This is a genomic window from Kaistella haifensis DSM 19056, from assembly GCF_000735695.2.
GTDB lineage: Bacteria > Bacteroidota > Bacteroidia > Flavobacteriales > Weeksellaceae > Kaistella > Kaistella haifensis.
In genome coordinates, this window is sequence record NZ_JASZ02000002.1 from 145,803 (window position 1) to 169,399 (window position 23,597).

The following is a 23,597-nucleotide window of genomic DNA, read 5'->3' on the forward strand; positions in this document are numbered from 1 at the left end:
AGTTATTTTTCTTTCGTCCTTGTCAGCCACGGTGTTATTGTTAATGAAATTAGTCCTGCGGAAATAGCTGTCACAATTACGTTTCCGTATTGTTTATAGTCAAGTCCGCTTAAAAGTCTTACTGCAATAATTGTCAAAGTTAGTCCTGCTAAAATTGTCCAATATTTCAAATTTATATTTTCTTTTTCAGTCTTGTTTGTCGGCAGTTTGTAAATGGCAAAAACAATTACAAGTCCACCAAGTAAAGTTGAACCGTGTTGTAATATTTTCAGCATTGGAATTTGTCTGCCTAAAAAGTCCACCGAGTTTTGTAATGCTGGAATTGTTTGAACGAAATAGCCGTGGTCGTGAGTAAAGCTGTCCCAAAATATGTGAGAAGCTGCACCGATTAGAATTGAAATTGTCACTACTAACCAATTTCTTTTGAAGTGTCCATTCCAGTCAAACTGTCTAAATGCCGAAAATCTTGATTTTAAAATTGTCGGCAAGTTGTCGAATAAACTGTCTCGAACAATGTTGTGAAAAATGAAAGCAAGCAACAGTCCTAAAGGTAAGTCGAACCAAAAAAGTCCGTCAATTGTGTGGCTGTAATTGCTCTTAATTCTCATTCTTAAAAAGTATTCAAAGTCTGGTGTCATACTACCGATTACAAGTCCAGTCAACGAGAACCATTGTCGAGGCAAAAATGTCAACGGTAAAACTATTGCTGGGTGTGAAAATGTAAATGGCATTTCTTTTTGTCTGTTCGTTTATTTGTTTCAGGGTCGTCTTTTATAATTGGTGGTAACGTTTCGGGGCTTGGCGATGGCGGGCAAACCGAAGCCGAAACTTTCAACTAAAATACAAATTTTAATCGAAGCACAAAACGTGAACTGATAAATTTCCGCCCGCTATTGCCAAACCCTTGTGTGTGCCCAGCATGGGCATCTTTCTCTTACGAAAGTAGGAAATTAATCTAGAGGGTGCAAGTCCCTTATGGGCGAGGGTAACGCCTTGAACCATTAGTAAGTCGCAAGGGTGGTAACCGTGAGGTTACATCTGAAGGAAGCGAGACTACAAAACTCGGTACTGACGAACAGGAACCGTATAAGAGGCATTTATGCATGGGTAAGCAAGCACATCATTGTAACGCCCTAAGATTACAAAAGTGCATAAATGTAGATACGGCAGGAATTGAGTGAAAGAAGATGCCATTACCTGGGGAGATCTTCGTAGCCACGAGTTGGTAAAACGAAGAAGTCAGCAGAAGTCATAGTACTTAGGAGCAACGAGCCGATGAATAAATCGGAGGACTCACAACCCGAGGAAGGACTGAACGTATTTTGGTTCTTAATTCACAATGGAATTCCCGTTAAACGGAATAGCCTTGGGAAAGCGGAACAGGTTAAAGTAAAAGAACAAGAATGATTGAAAGAGTATTACATCCTCGTAACATGCAACGAGCCTTACAGCAAGTAATTGCGAATAAAGGCAGTGCTGGCGTGGACGGAATGAACGTGCAAGAACTATCTGATTATCTTCGGAAAGAGAAAACACGACTTTATTCTTCCATAAAAGAGAGGTGTTATCTTCCCCAACCCATTCTTGGAGCAGAAATTCCTAAAGGAAATGGTAAAACCCGACTTTTAGGAATACCAACAGTAACCGATAGAGTGTTACAACAAGCGGTATCACAAGTTCTGATGCCACACTATGAGAATGAATTTAGTGTTCACAGTTATGGATTCAGACCTAATAAAAACGCCCGCCAAGCAGTTGGTAAAGCGTTGGAGCATATCCATGAAGGTTATCCATTTATTGTAGACATTGATCTAAAGACCTTCTTTGATGAAGTAGACCACTGCATCCTTCTGAACTTACTTTATCGAAAGGTAAAATGCCCAATAACCATGCGCTTAATCCGCAAATGGTTACGAGCCCCAATTCTAATCAATGGTCAATTACACAAACGAAGAAAGGGAGTTCCGCAAGGTTCTCCTTTAAGTCCGTTATTGTCGAATATCCTGCTCAATGAGTTGGATAAAGAATTGACAAAACGTAAACTTCGATTTATACGCTACGCAGATGATTTTAGTATTTATACCCAGTATAAAAGCCATGCAACTGCAACGTTAAAAGCCATAGAAAAGTACTTGAAAACGAAACTTAAACTCACTATTAATGGTGAGAAAAGTGGCGTTAGAAAGCCAGTACAATTTGAACTACTGGGATTCGGATTCGAATCTACTTATAAGAAAGGGGACAAGGGCAAATACCAATTGGTAGTAGGCAAGAAAGCGTGGACACAATTGAAAGAGCGACTAAAATCCCTCACCCGCAAAACCGCTCCGATAAGTTTTGATGAGCGCATCCAAAAGATTAACGAAGTTCAGCGTGGATGGTTAAACTATTTTCGAGGAACAAGTATCAAGGGAAAACTCCTCAACTTTGACGGATGGCTGAGAAACCGACTGCGGTATTGCATTTGGCATGATTGGAAGAAGCCCGAACGGAAGAGAAAAAAACCTCATTCGATTAGGAATCGAACAAAGCCTTGCGTATGCATATAGTCGAACTCGGAAAGGAGGATGGGCAGTGGCACAAAGTCCTATTTTAGGAACAACAATCACTATTTCAAGGCTAAAGAAGCGTGGTTACATCGCCATGTTAGAACTTCATCTATCACTTAACCCATCAAGATACGAACCGCCGTATACGAGACCCGTACGTACGGTGGTGTGAGAGGCGTACTCCGTTCGATTATGAGCGGAGCCGTCTACTCGATTGAACTAAACCTCCGGTAGCTTTTCCCATTCGCCGTTTTAGTAACTTTGTTTTTATTAACCTTTTAAAAACTCATGAAATGGCTACAAAAAAAAATCTCCGGAGGATTTAAGGACAAACAAATTCCTGAATCGTGCCTCGAGCGAAATTAAAGGTTTTGCCGAACTTCTGCAACGCTTTGAAAGAAATATTTCCATCCTGGGCAGAAGCAAGCGTACCTTCGACAATTATTCCAGGCACGTTGCAGCCTTGGCGCTTCATTTCGGTAAAGTCCCTACCGAATTAGACCCGGAAGACATCAAAGATTACCTTTTTGAACTTCAAAAGCGATCAAAAACCCCTTCTCAGTCGTACTTTAAACATACCGTTTACGGACTGCGGTTTTTGCTGAAAACCGAAGGCTTGCCTTACAGCTACCTCCATCTTCCCGCGATTCCAAAAGTGAAAAAACTTCCCACTATTTTAAGCCGTGAAGAAATCTGGCGAAAGCTTCAGTCCTTCCGAAAAAACTGCTTTGCACCTCTAAATTCTAAAAACGACATCCCCATAAGAGGACCATCATACCGCTGAAAAGCCACCGGAGCTTCCGTTCAACGGGCTTTCATCTCGTGTCCTGCGGACAAGACGAAAGCTTAGTTATTATCGGCAGTGGTTTTTTATTTAAATTCTATCGGATTATTCCTTTTTTTCATATTCGTTTTAACTCTATCTACACTTTCAGGTGCAACAGTAAATCCTGACATTGACATTTCATTAATAATATTTTCATTGATATTATTTACTGCTTTAAAATATTCTTCTTTACTAATTTTTTTATGTTGAGTAAAATAGCTATCTTTTAGTATTGTATTTTCAAATAAAATACCCTTCTTAATGCTAATTAAATCAAACGAGTAGTTGTTTTTTGTATCAGAAACTTTTACAATCAATCCTGGAAGATTATTAAATTTATATGGTCCATCATAAATTGGAATTTCTGTTGTATACCAAGCAATCCAAGTTCTTCCGCCATAATTAGTAATTGCTTTTTGACAATTAAAATCACCAATTTTACTTTTTTCACTTAATAATTTCCAATTGAAATTAGATAGCTCAGTGTAATTAAATTTATATTTTAAAAGACTTTCATAATAATTAATTGTATTATCTTCTTTTACAATTACATACTTAAAACGAGTGTTTGGAACTTTTGAAAAATTTAATTCTAAATTTTTATTAATTTTCATACTGTTTACTATAGAATCCCTCTTTAAAAAAATATCACTTGTAAAATAAGATTTACCTCCTTCAACCAATAATGTAAAATCCTCTTTTTTTCTACTGTTGATGTCCGTAGAATCAGACAAATATTCTAATCTATAACCTAATTGATAATTTTTATCAATTTGAATCTGGCTATATGCACTCATGGAGACTAATAAAAAAAAAGTCAATAATATATAATTTTTCATAGTATATAATTAAAATAAAAAGAGCATTACTTGTTAGTAATGCCCACTTTTTAGGTCGTTTCTTTAGTTTGGACAAGCAATATCATATGCGTCCCAAGCATTCATAATTATTTCCAATGTAGATCCACCACAAGCCCAACCTGTAGTGCCACAATCATAAGAAACTCTAACACAACTCCAATCAGCACTTGCTGTTTTTTTCTTAATAATTTTTGTTTCAATTTTTTTTGGTGCAGTAGTTGTAACTTTCTTAACAACTTTTCCCGTTGAAGCACTTACTAAAGTTATGCCTCCTAAAGCGACTGTTAAAAGTAATTTTTTCATATAAATTAAAAGTTTTATATTGAGTTGATAAATTAATAAAAAATCTTTTAAAGAACAAAATTTATTTTTATTTTTTTTCAATTTTGCATCAGATTTCGTAATTTTTATATCATTGCCGATAACGGAAAAAGTATTGGCGAAGTGCGGGCTAAATGGAACTGAAAGTTCAATTTCGACCAAACATAGCGAATGCTTTTTCAATACTGCTAACTTACAAAAAATTGCAGAATTGAAAAGCATGAGCGGATTATTTTTGTGCTTTTCAATTTCGCACTTCTCCCCGCATTTTGCCAATACAATGTGCCTGTTGCACAACCTCTTTTCAAAGATACGGTAAAAAGATTTCAGAAATAGAAAATGTGGTTATAAACGGGTTTAAAATATTGAAAATCAATTGTATATATCGTTTATTCTCCGTAAATTAGCGTATGCAAGGCAGAAAAACATTTGAACCGAAAATCTTCTACGAACTCAGCCTGGAGGGGCTCGTTCCCCAGGATGATTTCTACCGTAAAATCAGTCAGGAAGTACCCTTTAGCTTCCTCTACAAGTCAACCTCTCATTATTACGGCCGTTGCGGGCAGGACAGCATCGATCCTGTGGTCTTTTTCAAGATACTGTTAGTGGGCTACCTGAACAATTTAAACAGCGACCGCGCCTTGCTGCGGTTCTGTTCAGACAGCCTCTCCATCCGCCTTTTCCTGGGCTACGACCTGGATGAGGAGCTTCCGTGGCATTCCACCATATCCAGGACGCGGGCGCTTTTCGGGGAGGAACTCTTTATGAAACTGTTCCAAAAAATCCTGAGCCTCTGCATAGAGAAAGGCATGGTGCGCGGGAAGCGCCAGGCGGTGGATTCAGCCTTCATTAAGGCCAATGCAAGCATGGACAGCCTGGTTGAAAAGGAAGTTTTGGAAGACGCTTCAGCGTTTGTGGAGGAACTGGAGGAGAACAGCGAGTACAAGGTAACTTCGGCCCGAAAGAAACTTGTAGAACAGCACCACGCCTGGAAGGAAAAAGAATACAAAGACATGCCCGGAGCCAGCAAAAACGAGGACAGGAGGGACGAGGACGGCAACCCGCTGCGTCCCAAGTTCCTCTCCAATCATACCCATTATTCTCCCACGGATCCGGATGCCAAAATCTCGGTAAAACCGGGCAAAGCGAGGCAGCTCAACTATGCCGGACAGATAGCGGTGGACGACAAACATCATGTTATCACGGGAGCCTGCGCGAGCACGGCCGGCAGCAAGGACAGTGCAATCATGCACGAGATTATGGACCGCATGCTGGAAAACCTGGAACAGCACGGCATAAGGACGGAGGAAGCATTGCTGGATGCCGGCTACAGCAGTGGCGAGAGCCTGGAGTATTGCGAAAAGAACGGCATCAATGCGTTTATCCCGAACTTCGGGCAGTACAAAGCGGAACGGGAGGGATTTGAATTTGTAAAAGGAGAAACGCAGGAGGAGGATCATTACCGCTGCACTCAAAAAGGCGGCAACGGAGCTGTCTTACAGTTCAAGAGAATCCTCACCGACAGCAAGGGCTACCAAAAGAAGAGCTACCGCAGCAGCGAGCGTGACTGTAAGGACTGTCCGCTGCGTGCCCAGTGCTGCGGCAGGGTAACTAAGTTCAAGAAGATAGAGGACAGTATCCACAAGCCGCTCTACGATGCGATGCACGAGAAGCTGAACAGGGACAAAAACTACACACGCTTCCTCACCAAACGCCGCAGCTCCACGGTGGAGCCGGTGCTGGGCACGCTAATCAACTACCACAGCATGAAGAGGGTCAACACGCGGGGCATGAAAAACGCCAACAAGCATGTTTTAATGGCCGCTTTGGCTTACAACCTGAAGAAGTACCTGAAGTTTATCTCCCGGAAACCAAAAAGCAATGCCCAGATTATGCACCTTCCGGAAGGGATACTCCGGCTTTTTCTAAACCGGTTCCACAGTTCGCTGATCACTTCAATTTAAGCCACCCGAAAACCTCAGCTCCTTTGCCCGACAAAAATAGAAACCTCCCTTAAATCGCTTTAAAGGAGGCCGTTTTTTATGGTTTTACTTTGGAAATTACTGAAAATGTGGAGTTGTGCAACGGTTACCCTTGTTAGGCGTTCGTTGTTTTTCCTCGTCAGTTCTTTCGTTTGTAATTCAAGAGATTTCAATATGGTAACTTCAGTTTCAAATCCAAAAAGTCTACTTATTCCAGTTTCCTTTGTTTGGATTAAAATTTTCATCTTATAGTCTTTTCCGTAAGTAGCTTTCTCTAGTTTTTCAATTGCATCTTCTATACTTTCGTGTTCAGTTTGAATTTTTACAGGAACAGGCATTCCATCGCAGTGTTCTTTTAAAAAGCCGTCAATCCCTGAATTTCGTTGAACTGGAAAGGCATTGATATTTTGAAGAATTGCAAGTTCTTTATCTGTTTTCTCAAAATATTCATTTGTTCCTTTGCTTAATAAATTGGATGAAGAAATTATCATTTCTTCTAAACGTGAATTAGCCAACTCTACTGCATCAACAGAAACATCTATTCCAATAAAATTCCTTTTTAATGATTTTGCAGAAACACAAGTAGTTCCGCTTCCGCAGAATGGGTCAAGAACTAAATCTCCTTCTTCGGTTGCAATACTTAGAATTTGATTTAATAATAAAACTGGTTTCTGAGTTGGATAACCTGTTCTTTCTTTCGCTTTTGGATTTAGATAGGGGATTTCCCAAACGTCAGAAAGTGGCACGCCTTTTTTCTCTTTTCCTAAAACTGGATTTCCATTTTCATCTCTTTTATAAACCGATTTTCCATTTTCATTTCTTTCTCTGTCTTGTAAAATTTGGTCAAGATTTGTTGTAGCTGAATAGTCGGTATAAAGTGTGTTAAATTTAAAATCTTGTGTTTTTGAATAAAAGAAAATTACTTGATGAGCATTCAAAAGCCCTTTTTTTGCATTCGACCAACGTTTGTAAGACCAAATGATTTCACTTTGAAAATTGTCACGTCCAAAAACTTTGTCCATAACAATTCTTATGTTGTGCGAGGCTGTTTTGTCGCAATGTAGAAACACGCTTCCAGTGTTTTTTAAAACTCTTTTTGATTGCTCTAAAACATTTTCTATTACCGCCAAATACTCTTCGATAGAATTATACTTGTCGTCAAATTCGTAAGTTTTCGAATTGTCTTTATTGGTCAAAGAATGTTTTCTTTGAGTAAAAAATGGTGGGTCAAAATAAATCAAGTCAACTTTATTGGCTTCAATTTCTTTGAGTTTTTCAACACAATTTCCGTGAATTATTTTATTAATTTCCATCTTGAGGTGTTCTTTCGTTAGCAATTTCAGTTAAGATAGCTTTTAGGTCAACTCCAGAATATGCTTTTAAAAAATCCCAAGCTTCATCTCCTCCATAATATTCTCCGTCAACACCAGCATAAAGTGTTTTCAATGTCTGTTGAATTCTTATTGCCTGTGTTCTTTGTGGATAAAAGAACATAATCCGAATAGGTTTATAGCCGTGATTTTTAATGACTTGAACTCTAGTATGTTCTTTTGTGATGTGGTCTCCATCAGTTGTCGCATCTTTCCATTTAACTTCAATAGCATCATTGTCATTTAAAAAATCAACTTCAAAAGTTTTAGGTCTTTGACCGATGGTGTTTTCTACTTTTGTCTTTATACCTTCTGGAAATTTATAATTTAGGCATAAAGTCGCAGATGCTTCAAGAAAAGAACCTGCGTATTTATATAAAAAACGTCCCGTATTTTGATAACTGTCTATAAGTTGCCCTTGTTCTAATGAAATTCCCAATACACGATAAATAAGATAGTGAGCATTGTCATCAGCTTTCATTTCTTCTGTTCTCGCTTCAATTTTACCTTTCAAGTTTGCTGAATAAACCTCTGCTAAATTCTTTATGCTTTGTATTAATTCTTCCATTTTAAATTTGTCTATATAATTGGTTGCAAGGTACAAAATTTTGGTTGGTTTCGGTTCTAGTGCGGTCTGGTACAATGACGCCTAACACCCAAATATACGCAGATTTTTGAAAGTACCAAGTATTTTTTAAAATAAATTAAATATATCGAGTAATGTATTGTTAAATAATGAATTATATGTAAATTTGTATTGCGTATTATGAATTGTTTTACCATAATTCCGCCTAATTTATTGAGTTTTTAAGAAATTTTAACATATACAAAAAACGAAGTATTATGATTGATTTTAATTACTAAAATATCATAGAACCTAGCTGAAGTTTCTAGTAGTAAATAACTGTGAGAATTTAGTTTTTTGCCTAAGTGCGAAAATTTCTGGAAAGTATACCTGCTTTCGTAACGGAAAGGGATGCATCTTTTAAATTGCGAAACTAAAAAGACCGCTTCCGAAAAAGCAGTCTTCAAAGAGCAATATTTTCTTGTGAAATTAAGGCATTTTTTATTTAATTTTAATGCTCATCCCAAACATGAAATTAGTTCCCGCTTGTGAGAAATACACCGGTCCTTCATACACGTAGCCGTTGTTTACATATTTCTTGTTGAAAATATTATTGAGCAGGAATTTGAAATCGATTTCCGTTTTTTGGATTTTCAATGTATATTTTGCATTAAAGTCGGTTAGCCAATAATCTTTTAATTGATTATCAGCAGTTTCTAAATTATCCAAATATTGTTTTCCCACATATTGCGCAGTAACACCAAGATTGAAATTTTTGAATGGCGAGTAAATCACATTTCCGTTCGCAATGATGTTAGGAGAAAAAGAGATATCAGAATCTTTCAAAACAACATCCGCACCATTTTGAAGCGAGTTGATTTCCTTAATCTTATTCTGACTCAAAGATAAATTAGCTCCTAATTGAATTTTATCAGAAAGTCTGCTTTGGGCAGAAAGTTCAATTCCTAATCTATAACTTTTATCTACATTCTGACGAATGAATTCACCAACATTGTTGATTCTACCTGACAAAACCAACTGATTTTGGTAATCCATATAATACGCATTAGCCGTCAACACAACCTTTCCAAATTGCTGTTCCCAACCTGCCTCAAAATCGTGTAAGGTTTCTTCTTTTGTGCTAGGATTTGCAAAGAGGTCATCTCTATTTGGTTCGCGATGTGCATTGGCATACGAAACGAATACTTTTCCGTTTTCAATATTGAAATTGACACCAACTTTCGGGTTGAAAAAAGTCCATTTTCTGTATAGATCTGCACCTTCACCATCGCCCTGTTGGACAATTTTTGTATCATAATTAATGTTTCTTAGTTGCAAATCGCCAAAAAATTCAAATTGGTTTAATTTATAAATTGCTTTGGCAAATCCAGAAACTTCGTTCTTCACCGAATTATTTCGGTAGTATTCGTGTTCATCAATTTGTGGTAGAAAAACGCCGGTTACATTACCAAAATGTCTTCCGTAATACTGATTGGCAACTGCTCCGAAATTCAAATCAAGATTACCTAATTTCCCGTATAATGTTGAAACTACTCCATAAAAATCATTATCCAGCCATTTTTTTCGGATAAAATCGGTAATCTCTACCGGAGAACCTCCTACAATCTGTACTGGTAAATTATAATTTGAATAATGAGTAGCATCTACATCAGTTTCGTCAACTCTTTTATAGTTTTCGTAATATCCTTTTCCTCTGGTGTAGTGAAGTGTTGTTTCTAAATTCCATTTATCATTGAATCTTTGTTCCCATAAAAGTTGATAATGATTTTGTCTGTAGTTGTCGGTTTCATTATCGTAGAACTTGTCTTCACCTGTGAACAAATCGGTGTACATTCCCGAATAATTAAATCTAGGATTAGTTTCCCAAGTTGCTTTATCGATTCCGTTCCAGGCTTGGTATGTTTTTTCTTTGCCTCCAAACGCCATCAAACGGATTGTGGTTTTATTTTCTTCAAAAAGTGCAGTGAAATTATAGGAATTCAAATCTGAAAATGCACGATCGATATAGCCATCCGAATGGATTTTGGTGTAGCGCCCCAATAGAGACAGTCGGTCTTTCCAGAATTTTCCCGAACCGATTTCGGCGGAGTATTTATAGGTGTTAAACGAACCGTAGCTGTTGTCGGATTTCACATAAAACTTCTCCTCCGGATTTTTAGAAATCACGTTGACACTCGCTCCAAAGGCTGAAACTCCATTTGTGGAAGTTCCCACCCCGCGCTGAATAACAATTTGCGAAGCAGAACTTGTTAAATCCGGAACATTCACGAAAAAAGTTCCTTGGGATTCCGAATCATTGTACGGAATGCCATTCATCATTACATTGATGCCATTTCCACCTACACCACGAATTCTGAAACCAGTGTATCCAACGCCGTTTCCGGCATCAGAAGTGGAAATTACCGAAGTTTGGTTTTTCAGCAAGATTGGTAAATCCTGACCAAGGTTTTTGTTCCCTAAATCTTTTTCTACAATAATGATTTCTTTGGAAACAGGAAGTCTTTTTGTGAAATTCACACTTTCGATTTCGTGAATTTTCAAAGTGTCTTGCGTCGATTGTGCAAGGTAAAAAGGACCAGCAAAAAGTCCTAAAAAAATAATTCCTTTCATTCTTTTAATTTTAGAGATTAATTGAATAAAAGGGGGAGATTAAGTCATGTAACAATTTGTTCGATGTAACAGCGTTGCAATCATTGGCAAACTGCTATATTCTCACATTGCTACATTTGCAACGCGTCCCTAAACAGCATTACCTGTTCCAGGTTCATTGGGTGTAATCTCAGCCTTTTACAGCACCCCTTTAGTTTCGTCAGCGAAAATACAATATTTTTAATTAATATGCATTATTATTGACATCAATGTAAAAATAATTTTTTCCGTCTTTAGTTACTTCGAATAATCGTGCGAATTTCCAGCTGAAATTCCGTTTGATATCATTGTATTCAAAAGGGATGATGACCTTATTGTTCACATCGATCACCCCGAATTTATTATTCTTGGATGCAACAATCATTGGGTTTTTCAAATCGTCGCCCTCCAAAATGTGCAGGTAATTGTATTGCGGATAAATTGTGAACTGCCGATAGTCCCCGGGGTTTTCAAACTTTGAATCTTCGATAATCCCGTAAGAATTGTTGAGAATGTAGGCATGAAAAAGTTGGGTAACATAAGGCAAACTGCATTTTCCCAAATCGCTGTTTTTGTATAGGTAAACCCGCTTTCCGCTTCTATCAATCCGGAAATCCAAGTTGTTGATCCGCACCGATGCATATTTGTTGGAGCCGTATTTTCGGACTTTTTCGTTCGGAGAATTCAGCAAGTTGCAGTCTTCGGTAAAAAAGCCGACATTGCTGTATTGATGGGCAATAATGACTTTTCCTTTTTGATTGATAAAGCCGTATTTTCCATTGTTTTTTTGAGGAATCAATGCGGGAATTGAGTCATTAATTTTAACAAGATCCGGATTGGTTTTCACCACAACTGTTTTTTGATGAAGATTTTTTTTCTGGGCAAAAACCAGCACAACGAAACAACAAAAAAAGAGGCTAAACAGATATTTCATGAAAATCTTTTTGCAAACTTAAAGCCAAAAATAAGCATTTAAATATTTCTGTAAACGGAAAAAACCACTGCGATTCCCAAAAGAACGAGGATTGCTTGCGGATTGAAGAATAACTTTCGGGTTTTGGGAAAATAATTGCGAAGCGGTTTGGTATTCAATACAATTGCTAAAATAACGTATGGTGTTACAGTGACGAACAGTGCATTATATTCAAATGCTTTTTTGATATTCAAGTGCAATAATTCATGAATCGCCCTTTGGGAACCACATCCGGGACAGAGATATCCTGTGAAATAATATATCGGACACTTCCAAAAATAGCTGCTGTTCTGAGGATTAAAGCTGTAAAAAACAACTCCCAAACCAATGAAAATCAGAGCAAATACTGCTAATGTTAAGTGTTTCTTCATCATGATGAAAGATAAGGCGCCCGACTGGTTTTGATTCGCAGAATCCCTTGTTTCCAAAAATTTTAATTAAAATTTTTCTAAAAATAATAAAAAAATAGATGAAAAGCATCATATTTATATTAAATCTAAATGATTTTAGTCATCATTAAATGTAAAAATTCGTATTTTTGAACTTCTTAATTTTAAACAAAAAATATACGAATATGACTTTTGACATTGATATGATCAGAAAAGTGTATGAGCGTTACCCAGAAAGAGTTGCGAAAGCACGTGAAGTAGTGGGTAAACCTCTTACATTATCAGAAAAAATTCTTTACACTCACCTTTGGGAAGGGAATCCAACCCAAAGTTATGAAAGAGGAAACTCCTACGTAGATTTCGCTCCGGACAGAGTGGCAATGCAGGATGCAACGGCTCAAATGGCACTTTTGCAGTTTATGCAGGCCGGAAAAAAGAAAGTTGCAGTTCCTTCTACAGCACACGCGGATCACCTTATTCAAGCTAGAGTAGGTGCCGAAGCGGATTTGCAAGAAGGTATCAACAAAAACTCTGAAGTATTCAATTTCTTAAGCTCTGTTTGTGATAAATACGGAATCGGTTTCTGGAAACCGGGAGCGGGGATTATTCACCAAGTAGTTCTAGAAAACTATGCTTTTCCAGGTGGAATGATGATTGGAACCGACTCTCATACCGTAAACGCGGGTGGTTTAGGAATGGTTGCCATAGGTGTTGGTGGTGCAGATGCAGTTGACGTGATGGCTGGAATGGCTTGGGAACTTAAAATGCCTAAATTAATCGGGATAAAATTGACTGGTAAACTCAACGGATGGACTTCTGCAAAAGATGTTATCTTAAAAGTTGCCGGAATTTTAACCGTAAAAGGTGGTACAGGTTGCATCGTAGAATATTTCGGTGAAGGTGCTGAAAACCTTTCTGCTACTGGTAAAGGTACCATCTGTAATATGGGTGCTGAAATAGGTGCTACAACTTCTACTTTCGGTTATGACGATTCGATGAGAAGATATTTAGCAGCAACCGGAAGGCAAGATGTCGTAGATGCAGCGGATAAAATTGCAGAACACTTAACAGGAGATGCAGAAGTTTATGCAAATCCTGAACAATATTTTGACCAAGTAATTGAAATCAACCTTTCTGAACTGACACCACATTTGAACGGACCTTTTACTCCGGATTTGGCGACGCCTGTTGCAGAATTCAGAGCAAAAGCCGAAGCAAACGGATGGCCACTTGATGTAGAATGGGCTTTGATCGGTTCCTGTACCAACTCGTCTTACGAAGATCTTTCCAGAGCAGCTTCTATCGTTGAAGATGCTGTTGCTAAAGGTGTTAAACCAAAAGCAATCTTAGGAATCAACCCTGGTTCGGAGCAAGTGAAATTCACTGCTGAAAGGGATGGTTTCCTGGATTCTTTCAGAAAATTCGAATCTGCGAGAATCTTTACCAATGCTTGCGGTCCATGTATCGGACAGTGGGATAGAGAAGGCGCTGAGAAAGGCGAGAAAAACTCCATAATTCATTCATTCAACAGAAACTTTGCAAAAAGAGCTGATGGTAACCCAAATACCCACGCTTTCGTAGCTTCCCCTGAAATGGTTGCAGCTGTTGCAATTTCGGGTAGATTAGATTTTAACCCAATCACAGATACTTTAACTAACCAAAACGGAGAGCAAATCAAATTGGACGAGCCAAAAGGTTCGGAACTTCCTGCAAAAGGTTTTGCAGTGGACGACAACGGTTATCAGGCTCCATCTGAAGACGGTTCTAATGTGCAGGTAATTGTTTCACCTACTTCCGACAGACTTCAATTGTTGAAACCTTTCGAACCTTGGGATGGAAAAAACATTACGGGTGCTAAAGTATTAATTAAAGCTTTCGGAAAATGTACTACCGACCATATTTCTATGGCAGGTCCTTGGTTGAAATACCGTGGTCACTTGGATAATATTTCCAACAATATGTTGATCGGCGCTGTAAATGCTTTCAACATGGAAACCAATAAAGTTAAAAATCAGTTAACTGGAGAATATGGCGAAGTTCCTGCTGTTGCAAGAGCGTACAAAGCAGCCGGAGTTCCTTCAATTGTTGTGGGCGACGAAAATTACGGCGAAGGTTCTTCAAGAGAGCACGCTGCAATGGAACCAAGACATCTGGGCGTGAAAGCCGTTTTGGTAAAATCCTTCGCACGTATCCACGAGACAAATTTGAAAAAACAGGGAATGCTTGGTTTGACTTTCGCTGACAAAGCAGATTACGATAAAATTCAGGAGGATGATACCGTAAACTTTCTTGATTTAGATCAGTTTACTCCGGGAAAACCTTTGACTTTAGAGTTTGTTCATGCTGATGGAAGCAAAGATACTGTTGTTGCAAATCATACATACAATGAGCAGCAAATCGGTTGGTTTAAAGCAGGTTCTGCTTTGAATCTTATAGCTGAAGAAGCGAAAAATTCTTAACACTTTTTAAAAATTTAAATATTGAAACCGTTCAGAAATGAGCGGTTTTCTTTTGCAAGTGTAACAAGTATCATGTTTTCTCTACTAAATATTTAACCTATTTTTGCCCACCTAAATTGTAAACATGAAGAAAAGTTTATTTGTACTTTCACTCGCAGCATCAGTTTTCACTCTTGCACAGCAGAAACCCAAAACCGAAAAAGAAACCCAAATTGAAGGTGTAACGATAACCGCGACCAAAAAAGCGGTGGAACAGAAAGCCGACCGTACCATTTTTGATTTTTCGGAACAGCCAACGCTGAACTCCGGAACTTTAATGGAAGGTGTAAAAAAACTTCCGGGATTGGTGGTAACCGACATTGCCGGAATGATGTATCAGGGAAAACTGTTAGCGGTTTTTATGGATGGACGTCCGCTAAATATTTCAAGTAACGAACTTCAGGGATTTTTAGATGGAATGCCTGCAAACGCGGTTGAGAGAATTGAAATCATTACACAACCCGGCGCAGAATTTCCTGCAACATCGGGAGGTGCAATTCTGAATATCATCACTTCAAAATCTGCAAAAAATTATTTATCTGCAACGTATTCAGGGAATTATAGTTTTACCAATTACGATAAATACAGAAGCAGAACCAACAATTCTTTAAGTTTAAATGCGAAAAATAAATTTTTCGGATGGCAGCTGAATGTAGGACAAAACTACCGCGAAAATATGATGTTGGGAAATTTGGATGATCTTTCCTCCACTTACACAGACGGTATCAGAAGAGGGTATTTTGCCAAAGCAGCCATGACTTTTGACCTTGGACTTGACCGAATTTTATTGAACTACGATATTTTTCACAACAACAACGATAATTACACTTTAGGAAAAGGAACTTATTTTGGAAATCCTTACACTCGCGAAGATGATGCTGCAACTTTAAACTGGCGCAACGAAGCTGTTGTAACTTATCAGAAAAGATTTGCCGACAAAGCAAAGAAGTTGGATTTCAAATATAATTACAGTAACTCTAAGTCTGATTTTTCTCAGTTCAGCAGAAATTTCAACACCAACACGCTTGAAAATGAATCGGATATGAATGTTTCTACCTTTAAAGTAGATTATTCTCAGGCGGTGAAAATTTTAGATGAGGGGAAAATCAGCATTGGTGGTTTATATGAAATGCAGAAGTTTGATACCCAAAGTTTCGGTTTTACCAACCTCGATTATCAAAGACAAACTGCTTCAAGTTACGTAGAATTGCAGGCCAAACTGAAAAAGTTTGATTTCACGTTGGGAACAAGAGCTGAAGATTATGATATTTCTGGAATTACAAGCTACAAAGACTCGCTCAATGTTGTTCATACCGATAATTTAACGCCTTTCAAAAAATTTAAGCTGTTCCCGAACGCAAGTATTCAGTACAGCTTTATGCCGAGGATTTATTTGGCTTTGAATTACAACAAGAAAATTAATTTGCCTAGTATTTCAGCACTGAATCCGAATAACACCACCTATCAGAACGGTAATTCCACCACTGCCGGAAATCCCAATCTTCAGCCAACAATTTTTGATAATTATGAAATCAAAATTTCAGCGTTTGATTATGCCTTTATCGGTTACAATGTAAACGTGGCTAAAAATCAGGTCATGCAGATTATGACGAGAGAAACGGAAACCGATCCGGACACAGGAAAAACCAACGATTATATACTGAACAGACAGATGAATATTTCGGAAATGACAATTCAGAACTTTAATTTGGGTTTACCGATTCCGCTGATGATTTTCAGTAAACCGCTAAGCGAAATCATGAAGTTTAACTTTAATCCGGATAAAATCAACTTTATTTATTTGTACGCGGCTTATCAGAAACACATTATCCCGGATTTGAAAACCAAAGGATTTTTGATGTTCAACATCAATTCCCAGTTTATACTGCCGAAAGATGTAAAATTGGCCATCAATTATTTCGTTCTTCCTGCCAAAGGAAACTACTATTATTACGAAGCCGTAAAACCTGTCGGAAATAACGTGGACATTACGGTTTCAAAAAAATTCATGAAGGACAGGCTGAATGTTTCAGTGTTTGCGAATGATATTTTCAACGGACAACAAATGGCTTTCCGTTCGGTTTTCAGACAGCCTTATCCTGTTCTTTCGAACAAAATGGATTCACGAAATTTCGGATTCTCCGTAAACTATAAAATTCCTACAAAAAACAAACTTGCTAAAGAGGCACCCAACATGCTGAACCAGGATAAAAAAGAAGACAATGGCGGCATTATGAATTCAGGACAGTAATTTTAGAATTATTTTATAATGAAAAGTTTAAAAGTTGGAGAAATTTCTCCAACTTTTTTTCATTCTGTTCAATTTTTAAACATAATGATCAACCTTCACACGCTTTCCAAACCGCATCATTCTGCGGAACGGGCGCCGTGATTTCTAAATTTTCTTTCGTTACGGGATGCGTGAATTCTAACTTTCTTGCGTGAAGATGTATTCCGCCATCGGGATTGGATCGGGCTGCACCATATTTTAAATCGCCCTTTATCGCAGCGCCAATTTTAGAAAGTTGCGCACGAATTTGGTGATGTCTTCCGGTTTCTAAATCGATTTCGAGTAGTTGGAAATTATCAAGAACTTTGATGATTTGGTAATTAAGAATCGACTCTTTTGCGTTATCAGTTGGTTTGATGAAAACTGTCGCTTTGTTGGTTTTCTCGTTTTTTTGTAAATAATGAACCAGCCTTTGGCTTTGCGGAATCGTGGTTTTCTGTACAACGGCCCAATACGTTTTCTTGATTTCTCGATTTTTCACCATTTGCGTAAGTCTCGTCAAAGCTTTAGACGTTTTCGCATAAATCACCAATCCGGAAGTAGGTCGGTCGATACGGTGAACGAGTCCGAGGAAAACATTTCCGGGTTTTTGGTCTCTTTTTTTTATGAAATCTTTGATCAAATCGAGCAGCGAAGCATCGCCAGTTTTGTCGCCTTGAACAAGTTGTCCGGCTTTTTTATTAATGATAAGCAGGTGATTGTCTTCAAAAACAATTTGTTGATCGATAGAATTGGCAGATTCGCGCATGGATGATTTTTCGGGTTCTAAAATTACAACAAAAAAAGAGAATTGAAATTCTCTCCCCTTTGTATGTTTTACTTCAAGTATTTCTCTAAAAATTTTCTTTGAGAATCGAACGCAATATCGTCCAGATTGATTTGTTCTTTATGAAGCCAAACAGCTTCGGAAATTTCCGAAATTTCCAGATTCACTTCGAATTTTTCTGATATATGGTATTCGTAAAATAAATCTAAAGTGTTGTAAATGATGTTTTTATATTCGTAAATATTCGGCAATGAGGCCAAGTATTTCAATTGAGAAATATCAACATTAAGCTTCATTTCTTCAAAAAGTTCTCGAACACAAGTTTCCTCAGCACTTTCTTTTGGATCCACAAAGCCACCGGCTAAATCGAGTTTTCCTTTTTTGGGTTCTTGGTTTCTGCGTGTGAACAGGATTTCATCACCATTTTTTACCAAAACGGCAACTGCACCTGCAACATTATGAAAAAGAATAAAGTCGCATTCCGAACAGTTCCATTTTTTTTCGCCATCCCATTTCAGGCTTTGTTGCCCACATTTCGGACAAAATTTGAGATCCTTCATTTATGATTTATTTCTAGGATGATAATTAAGAATCACGTCCCGAAGTTCTTCGTTTTTCAGATGCGTATAGATTTCGGTTGTTGTAATACTTGAGTGTCCCAACATTTCCTGAATGTATCGCAAATCGGCACCATTTTGCAAAAGATGGGTGGCAAATGAATGCCGGAAAGTGTGCGGAGAGATTTTCTTGTTGATGCCTGCTTTTTCGGTGAGTTCTTTGATGATAATGAAAACAATTACCCGCGACATCGCGGATCCACGGCTGTTGAGGAAGAGGATATCGTCACATTTTTTATTGATTTTATATTTCGATCGAACTTCGCGGATATAATCTTTGATTAATGTTGAGGTGTAAGTTGCCAACGGAACAAAACGCGATTTGTCGCCTTTTCCATCCACTTTTAGGTAAGATTCTTTGAAGTTGATATTCGAAATTTTAAGGTCAATTAATTCGGAAACACGCAGACCGCAACCGTACAAAACCTCGATCATGCATTGATTTCTTTTCCCTAAATCCGTCGATAAATCAATGGCTTTAATAATTCTGTTGACGTCTTCGAAACTTAAAGTATCCGGAAGATAAAGACCAAGTTTCGGGCCTTCGATCAGCGTTGCAGGATTGTCGGTTCGCACCTCATCGTCCACAAGATATTTAAAAAAAGCTTTGATTGAGGAAATCCATCTTGCCTGTGATCTCTCACTGAATTTAAGCTTTGAACGTTGAAAAATATACTCCTGAATATGGTCGTAAGTAATTTCCAGTGGCCCCGTATTTTCGAGTTCTAGTTCGCAGTAATCGCGGAGTTTTTTGATATCTCGAAGGTAGGCGTCAAGTGTGTTTTCAGAGAAATTTCTTTCAAACCTCAGGAAATTTTCAAAATCTTTAATTTTTTCATCCCAAGTCATTGTGTTATGGTGTTTAGTTTTTTATAAATTTTCTTTCGGAATTTTTACAATTTCAATTCCATGGTTTTTCAAGAAGTTGATTCCGTCATTATCGGAATAATTATCTGTAAAAACAACTCTATTGATACCAGCTTGCAGAATCAATTTGCTACACTCCTTGCATGGAGACAAGGTTAGGTATAGCGTGGAGTCCTTTGCAGATTGTGTGGAACCTGCGAGTTTCAGGATAGCATTCGCTTCCGCGTGAAGGACAAACCAATGCGTTTTTCCGGCTCCGTCTTCGCAGCAGTTGTCGAAGCTAGATGGTGTTCCATTATACCCATCGGAGATAATCATTCGGTCTTTTACAATTAATGCGCCTACCTTTTTTCTTTCGCAATAGGAGAGTTTCGCCCATTCCATAGCCATTTTCAGGTAAGCCTTATCGAATTTCGTTGGTTCCAAAAATTGTTTATTTCTAAATTTATTATTAATGCGGTTTATTTAAAAGAAGGTTTTCTTTTTTCCAAAAACGCAGCCACTCCTTCTTTTTTATCTTCCATTTCGAAGAGCTCTCCGAAAGATTTTATTTCGGTCTCAAAGCCTTTGTCGGTATAAGCTAGATTCACTGCAGCAATCGCTTTTGCAATTCCCAATGGCGAATTTTGTGAAATCAATGTGGCCAATTCTTTTGTTTTTGATAAAAGATCTTCCAAACTAAAAACCTCGTTTACCAATCCGATTTCTTTCGCTCTTTGCGCAGGAATCATCTTTGCAGAAAGGATTAATTCGTTAGCAAAACCTTTCCCGACCAGCTTTGGTAGTCTTTGTGTGCCACCGTAACCGGGAATCAACCCTAAAGTAACTTCTGGTAATCCCAACTTTGCATTTTCCGAGGCGTATCGGATGTGGCAAGCCATAGCCAACTCTAATCCTCCACCTAATGCAAATCCGTTCACCGCCGCTATTACTGGTTTGCTGAGATTTTCAATTTTATCAAAAAGAATCGATTGTCCTTTTCTTGCTAATTCTTCAGCAGCTGCAGTTCCGAAATCCGAAAATTCCTTAATGTCGGCACCCGCTACGAAAGATTTCTCGCCACTTCCAGTCAGGATGATTGCTCGAATATTTTTATCTGCTTCTAATTCAGAAAATGCATCGCTTAATTCCTGAATTGTTTGTGAATTAAGGGCATTTAAACTTTGCGGTCGATTGATGATAACGGTTGCTATCTTTCCTTCCGCTTCTACGATGATATTTTGGTAATTCATACTGACAAATGATTATTTCTTACTGTGCAAATTAGCAAATTTTTATCTAGGAATAAAAAATGAATACGCACGATTCTTATTTTTAATGAATTTTTAAATAAATTATTCAGGTGATTTAGAATGGTTCATCATATTCATATCAATATTCACTTGCAATCCCATCGCGATTTTCATTCCGAGTTCAATATTCGCTCTGAAAAAATGGCAAAGTTGTCGATTGATAATTTCTTCTTTTTTTGGACCACTAATTCCTTTCATCGATCCAATAATATTAGAAACCAGATTTTCGCGATCCTGAGGATTCATTGCTTTGGTGTACAATAAACCCGGTTGGGTGTAGTGATCGTCATCGTTTTCGTTCCTGTTGAAATTAGCTACAGTGGTATTGTCTAAATCATATTCGAAGTTTTTATAAGCGGAATCGGGTTTGATTTCATCGAAACTGTTCGGGTAATAATTTGGTGCATCTTTATAGCCGCTCGAATCTGCCATATATCCGTCTCGTTGGTAATTGTTGACAGCAAACGGACAACGGTTTACTTCCAATTGATGGGAATTTACCCCAACTCTATAGCGATGCGCATCACGATAAGAGAACAATCTTCCTTGCAACATTCGATCTGGTGAAAAACTAATTCCATTAATCAAATTGCTTGGTGAAAAAGTGGACTGTTCCACATGAGCAAAGTAATTATTCGGGATTTCGTTAAGTTCCATTTCGCCCACTTCAATTAATGGGAATTCGTTTTGAAACCAAACTTTCGTTACATCAAAAGGATTCCAACGGAATTCTTTGGCTTGTTCTTCGGTCATAACCTGGATGTACATGGTCCATTTTGGGAAATCGCCGTTTTCGATAGCGTTTACCAAATCTTCTTGTGCGAAATCTGGATTTTCACCTTTCATTTTCACGGCTTCATCATTGGTGAAATTTTTAATTTGTTGCTTGGTTTTGAAATGGAATTTTACCCAAACTCTTTCATTTTCGGCATTAATCATTGAAAAAGTATGCGATCCAAAACCGTGCATATGTCTGTATCCATAAGGCGTTCCGCGATCAGACATCAAAATGAGAACTTGGTGAAGCGATTCCGGATTCAAACTCCAGAAATCCCACATCATTGTAGCGCTTTTCAGATTTGTTTTCGGAACTCTTTTTTGGGTATGAATAAAATCGGGGAATTTTTTAGCATCTTTGATGAAGAAAACCGGCGTGTTATTTCCTACTAGATCCCAATTTCCATCTTCTGTGTAAAATTTTAAGGCAAAACCTCGCGGATCTCTTTCAGTATCAGCACTGCCTTTTTCGCCTCCCACGGTGGAGAATCGGGCAAAAATTTTACATTCGTTTCCTACTTTCGAAAATAATTTTGCCTTCGTATATTTAGAAATATCATGGGTAACAGTGAATTTTCCGTAAGCGCCGCTGCCTTTTGCATGAACAATTCTTTCCGGGATTCTTTCGCGTACAAAATGCGCTAAATTTTCCTGTAAAATAAAATCTTGTAGCAAAACAGGGCCTCTCGCGCCAACGGTTTGTGAATCTTCATGTTCAAAATATGGTGCTCCTGAGCTTGAGGTGAGTTTTTTAAATTCCATTTTTTCTATTTTTTAGGTTAACAAATTTATGAAATTCCGCAGAGGAATCTCTTGCTTTTTGGTTAAATTAAAGAAAACATAAGTATATTTGTAATAGATAAAATTAATCAGATGAACATTCAGCAATTAGAATATCTTATCGCAGTTGATAAATATAAACATTTCGGAAAGGCAGCACAAGCTTGCTTTATTACACAGCCCACGCTCAGTGCGATGATACAGAAGTTTGAAGACGAACTGGATGTGAAGGTTTTTGATCGAACTACGCACCCAATTCGAACCACCGATGTGGGGGTGCAAATTATCGAAGAATCCAAAAGAGTGATTGATGCTGTAAATGAACTGAAAAATAAAGCGAATCTTCTTAATAATGTTTTGGCGGGGAAATTAAACCTCGGAATTATCCCCACGATTTCTAGTTTTATTCTTCCTTCAGAAATTTTTGATTTTCTTCAAACTCACCCAAAAATTGAACTGAATGTGAAGGAAATGACTACCGATAGCATTATCAAAGCTTTAAAATCCGGGGAGTTGGATGCCGGAATTATCGCGACTCCTTACGATGCGGCTTCTGAGTTTTACCAACAGTTTCTATTTAATGAAGAATTGATGATTTACTCGTCGGAAGATTTGAGGAAAGATTCTTTTGTTGTTCCTGAAGATATCGACAGCAACAAAGTTTGGCTCCTCGAAGAAGGGAATTGCCTGCGTACGCAGTTCGAAAATATCTGCATGCTCAAAGAAAATTCGCTGAAACCAAAAAATCTGGAATTTTTGGCGTCAAATATCAATACCTTAATACAAATGGTAGATAAAGTGGGTGGAATTACTATTCTTCCAGAGTTGGCGATTCCTCAACTATCCGAAGAACAAAAATCGAAAATTTCCAGATTCCGAAAGCCGTTTCCTTTTAGAGAAATCAGCTTGATTTATTACAAACCGACTTATAAGCAGAAAATTTTGGACGAAATGACGCAATCACTTCAAAATTCGCTGAATACGAAATTTAATTATAACCAAAATCCCGAAGATTTCGTCAGCGTAAAACCTCAATAATTTTATTCATGAAATAAATTTTGCTTTTCAATAAATACTCTTTAAATTTGCAGTCGAATAAAATTTCATGAGGAAAAATTTGAACTGATTGCAACCTCCATAAAAAATGCTAAAACAGAATTTCTATTTTAGTTTCTTTTGTAATCATTTCCTATTTTCTTTATTTTTTAATTAATAAAATACAAAAG

At 37.7% G+C, this 23,597-nt stretch carries 21 protein-coding genes; 6 read left to right on the plus strand and 15 right to left on the minus strand.

The genetic code is table 11. The features are described 5' to 3' along the window. Positions 1-2 precede the first annotated feature (2 nt). Positions 3-731: a DUF4184 family protein gene (locus tag AP75_RS02035; RefSeq protein ID WP_031501851.1), complete on the minus strand. Its 729-nt coding sequence runs from the start codon at positions 729-731 to the stop codon at positions 3-5. A 672-nt stretch (positions 732-1,403) separates the two neighbouring features. Here AP75_RS02035 and ltrA point away from each other — a divergent pair. Then, complete coding sequence (gene ltrA, locus AP75_RS02040) at positions 1,404-2,549, plus strand: group II intron reverse transcriptase/maturase (protein ID WP_449404349.1); 1,146 nt, start codon at positions 1,404-1,406, stop codon at positions 2,547-2,549. 322 nt (positions 2,550-2,871) lie between these two features. Here ltrA and AP75_RS14620 read toward each other — a convergent pair whose 3' ends face one another. Then, entirely contained in the window at positions 2,872-3,024 is a 153-nt protein-coding gene (locus tag AP75_RS14620) for a hypothetical protein (RefSeq protein WP_242589744.1), read from the minus strand. Between AP75_RS14620 and AP75_RS02045 the strand changes: the two genes are divergently transcribed. Further along, positions 2,962-3,333, plus strand: a complete 372-nt coding sequence (locus AP75_RS02045; protein WP_242589748.1) for a phage integrase N-terminal SAM-like domain-containing protein — start codon at positions 2,962-2,964, stop codon at positions 3,331-3,333. The two genes, AP75_RS14620 and AP75_RS02045, sit on opposite strands and share 63 nt — an antisense overlap. A gap of 86 nt (positions 3,334-3,419) precedes the next feature. Here the strand turns inward: AP75_RS02045 and AP75_RS02050 are convergent, their stop codons facing one another. After that, positions 3,420-4,214: a GLPGLI family protein gene (locus AP75_RS02050; RefSeq protein ID WP_088263487.1), complete on the minus strand. Its 795-nt coding sequence runs from the start codon at positions 4,212-4,214 to the stop codon at positions 3,420-3,422. A gap of 63 nt (positions 4,215-4,277) precedes the next feature. Beyond that, positions 4,278-4,832 carry a hypothetical protein gene (locus AP75_RS02055; protein WP_088263488.1) on the minus strand — a complete coding sequence of 185 codons (555 nt, stop codon included), beginning with the start codon at positions 4,830-4,832 and terminating at the stop codon, positions 4,278-4,280. A 134-nt stretch (positions 4,833-4,966) separates the two neighbouring features. On the opposite strand from AP75_RS02055, the gene AP75_RS02060 reads away from it, so the two are divergent. Then, positions 4,967-6,520 carry an IS1182 family transposase gene (locus AP75_RS02060; protein ID WP_088263489.1) on the plus strand — a complete coding sequence of 518 codons (1,554 nt, stop codon included), beginning with the start codon at positions 4,967-4,969 and terminating at the stop codon, positions 6,518-6,520. A gap of 59 nt (positions 6,521-6,579) precedes the next feature. Here the strand turns inward: AP75_RS02060 and AP75_RS02065 are convergent, their stop codons facing one another. The 5 genes from AP75_RS02065 to AP75_RS02085 all read right to left on the minus strand — a co-directional run bounded on the left by AP75_RS02065 (position 6,580) and on the right by AP75_RS02085 (position 12,523). After that, on the minus strand, positions 6,580-7,851 hold the full coding sequence (locus tag AP75_RS02065) for a DNA-methyltransferase (protein WP_088263490.1): 1,272 nt from the start codon (positions 7,849-7,851) through the stop codon (positions 6,580-6,582). After that, positions 7,841-8,476, minus strand: a complete 636-nt coding sequence (locus AP75_RS02070; protein ID WP_084185967.1) for an ApaLI family restriction endonuclease — start codon at positions 8,474-8,476, stop codon at positions 7,841-7,843. The genes AP75_RS02065 and AP75_RS02070 overlap by 11 nt, the downstream gene beginning before the upstream one ends. 498 nt (positions 8,477-8,974) lie before the next feature. Then, positions 8,975-11,104 carry a TonB-dependent receptor gene (locus tag AP75_RS02075; RefSeq protein WP_088263491.1) on the minus strand — a complete coding sequence of 710 codons (2,130 nt, stop codon included), beginning with the start codon at positions 11,102-11,104 and terminating at the stop codon, positions 8,975-8,977. A gap of 223 nt (positions 11,105-11,327) precedes the next feature. Then, entirely contained in the window at positions 11,328-12,056 is a 729-nt protein-coding gene (locus tag AP75_RS02080) for a WG repeat-containing protein (protein ID WP_031501316.1), read from the minus strand. Positions 12,057-12,094: 38 nt separating this feature from the next. Continuing rightward, complete coding sequence (locus AP75_RS02085; RefSeq protein WP_051872464.1) at positions 12,095-12,523, minus strand: DUF2752 domain-containing protein; 429 nt, start codon at positions 12,521-12,523, stop codon at positions 12,095-12,097. 146 nt (positions 12,524-12,669) lie between these two features. On the opposite strand from AP75_RS02085, the gene AP75_RS02090 reads away from it, so the two are divergent. Together AP75_RS02090 and AP75_RS02095 are read left to right on the plus strand one after the other, a co-directional pair. Continuing rightward, entirely contained in the window at positions 12,670-14,943 is a 2,274-nt protein-coding gene (locus tag AP75_RS02090) for an aconitate hydratase (RefSeq protein WP_088263492.1), read from the plus strand. A 124-nt stretch (positions 14,944-15,067) separates the two neighbouring features. Then, positions 15,068-17,233, plus strand: coding sequence for an outer membrane beta-barrel family protein (locus AP75_RS02095; protein WP_031501318.1), 2,166 nt, complete (start codon positions 15,068-15,070; stop codon positions 17,231-17,233). Positions 17,234-17,321: 88 nt separating this feature from the next. Here the strand turns inward: AP75_RS02095 and AP75_RS02100 are convergent, their stop codons facing one another. The 6 genes from AP75_RS02100 to AP75_RS02125 all read right to left on the minus strand — a co-directional run bounded on the left by AP75_RS02100 (position 17,322) and on the right by AP75_RS02125 (position 22,353). Continuing rightward, positions 17,322-18,020, minus strand: a complete 699-nt coding sequence (locus AP75_RS02100) for an RluA family pseudouridine synthase (protein WP_031501319.1) — start codon at positions 18,018-18,020, stop codon at positions 17,322-17,324. A gap of 68 nt (positions 18,021-18,088) precedes the next feature. After that, entirely contained in the window at positions 18,089-18,598 is a 510-nt protein-coding gene (locus tag AP75_RS02105; RefSeq protein ID WP_088263493.1) for an NUDIX hydrolase, read from the minus strand. Next, a complete protein-coding gene (xerD, locus tag AP75_RS02110) occupies positions 18,599-19,504 on the minus strand; it encodes a site-specific tyrosine recombinase XerD (RefSeq protein ID WP_088263494.1) in 906 nt (301 codons plus the stop codon). A 21-nt stretch (positions 19,505-19,525) separates the two neighbouring features. Further along, on the minus strand, positions 19,526-19,948 hold the full coding sequence (locus tag AP75_RS02115; RefSeq protein WP_031501320.1) for a deoxycytidylate deaminase: 423 nt from the start codon (positions 19,946-19,948) through the stop codon (positions 19,526-19,528). Between the two features lie 35 nt (positions 19,949-19,983). Further along, positions 19,984-20,754, minus strand: a complete 771-nt coding sequence (locus tag AP75_RS02120; RefSeq protein WP_031501321.1) for an enoyl-CoA hydratase/isomerase family protein — start codon at positions 20,752-20,754, stop codon at positions 19,984-19,986. Between the two features lie 102 nt (positions 20,755-20,856). Next, positions 20,857-22,353 carry a catalase gene (locus tag AP75_RS02125; protein ID WP_031501322.1) on the minus strand — a complete coding sequence of 499 codons (1,497 nt, stop codon included), beginning with the start codon at positions 22,351-22,353 and terminating at the stop codon, positions 20,857-20,859. 111 nt (positions 22,354-22,464) lie between these two features. Here AP75_RS02125 and AP75_RS02130 point away from each other — a divergent pair, with 111 nt between their 5' ends. Next, the gene (locus AP75_RS02130) at positions 22,465-23,409 is read left to right on the plus strand and encodes a hydrogen peroxide-inducible genes activator (RefSeq protein WP_031501323.1); all 945 of its coding nucleotides are present in this window, start codon (positions 22,465-22,467) and stop codon (positions 23,407-23,409) included. Positions 23,410-23,597: the final 188 nt, after the last annotated feature.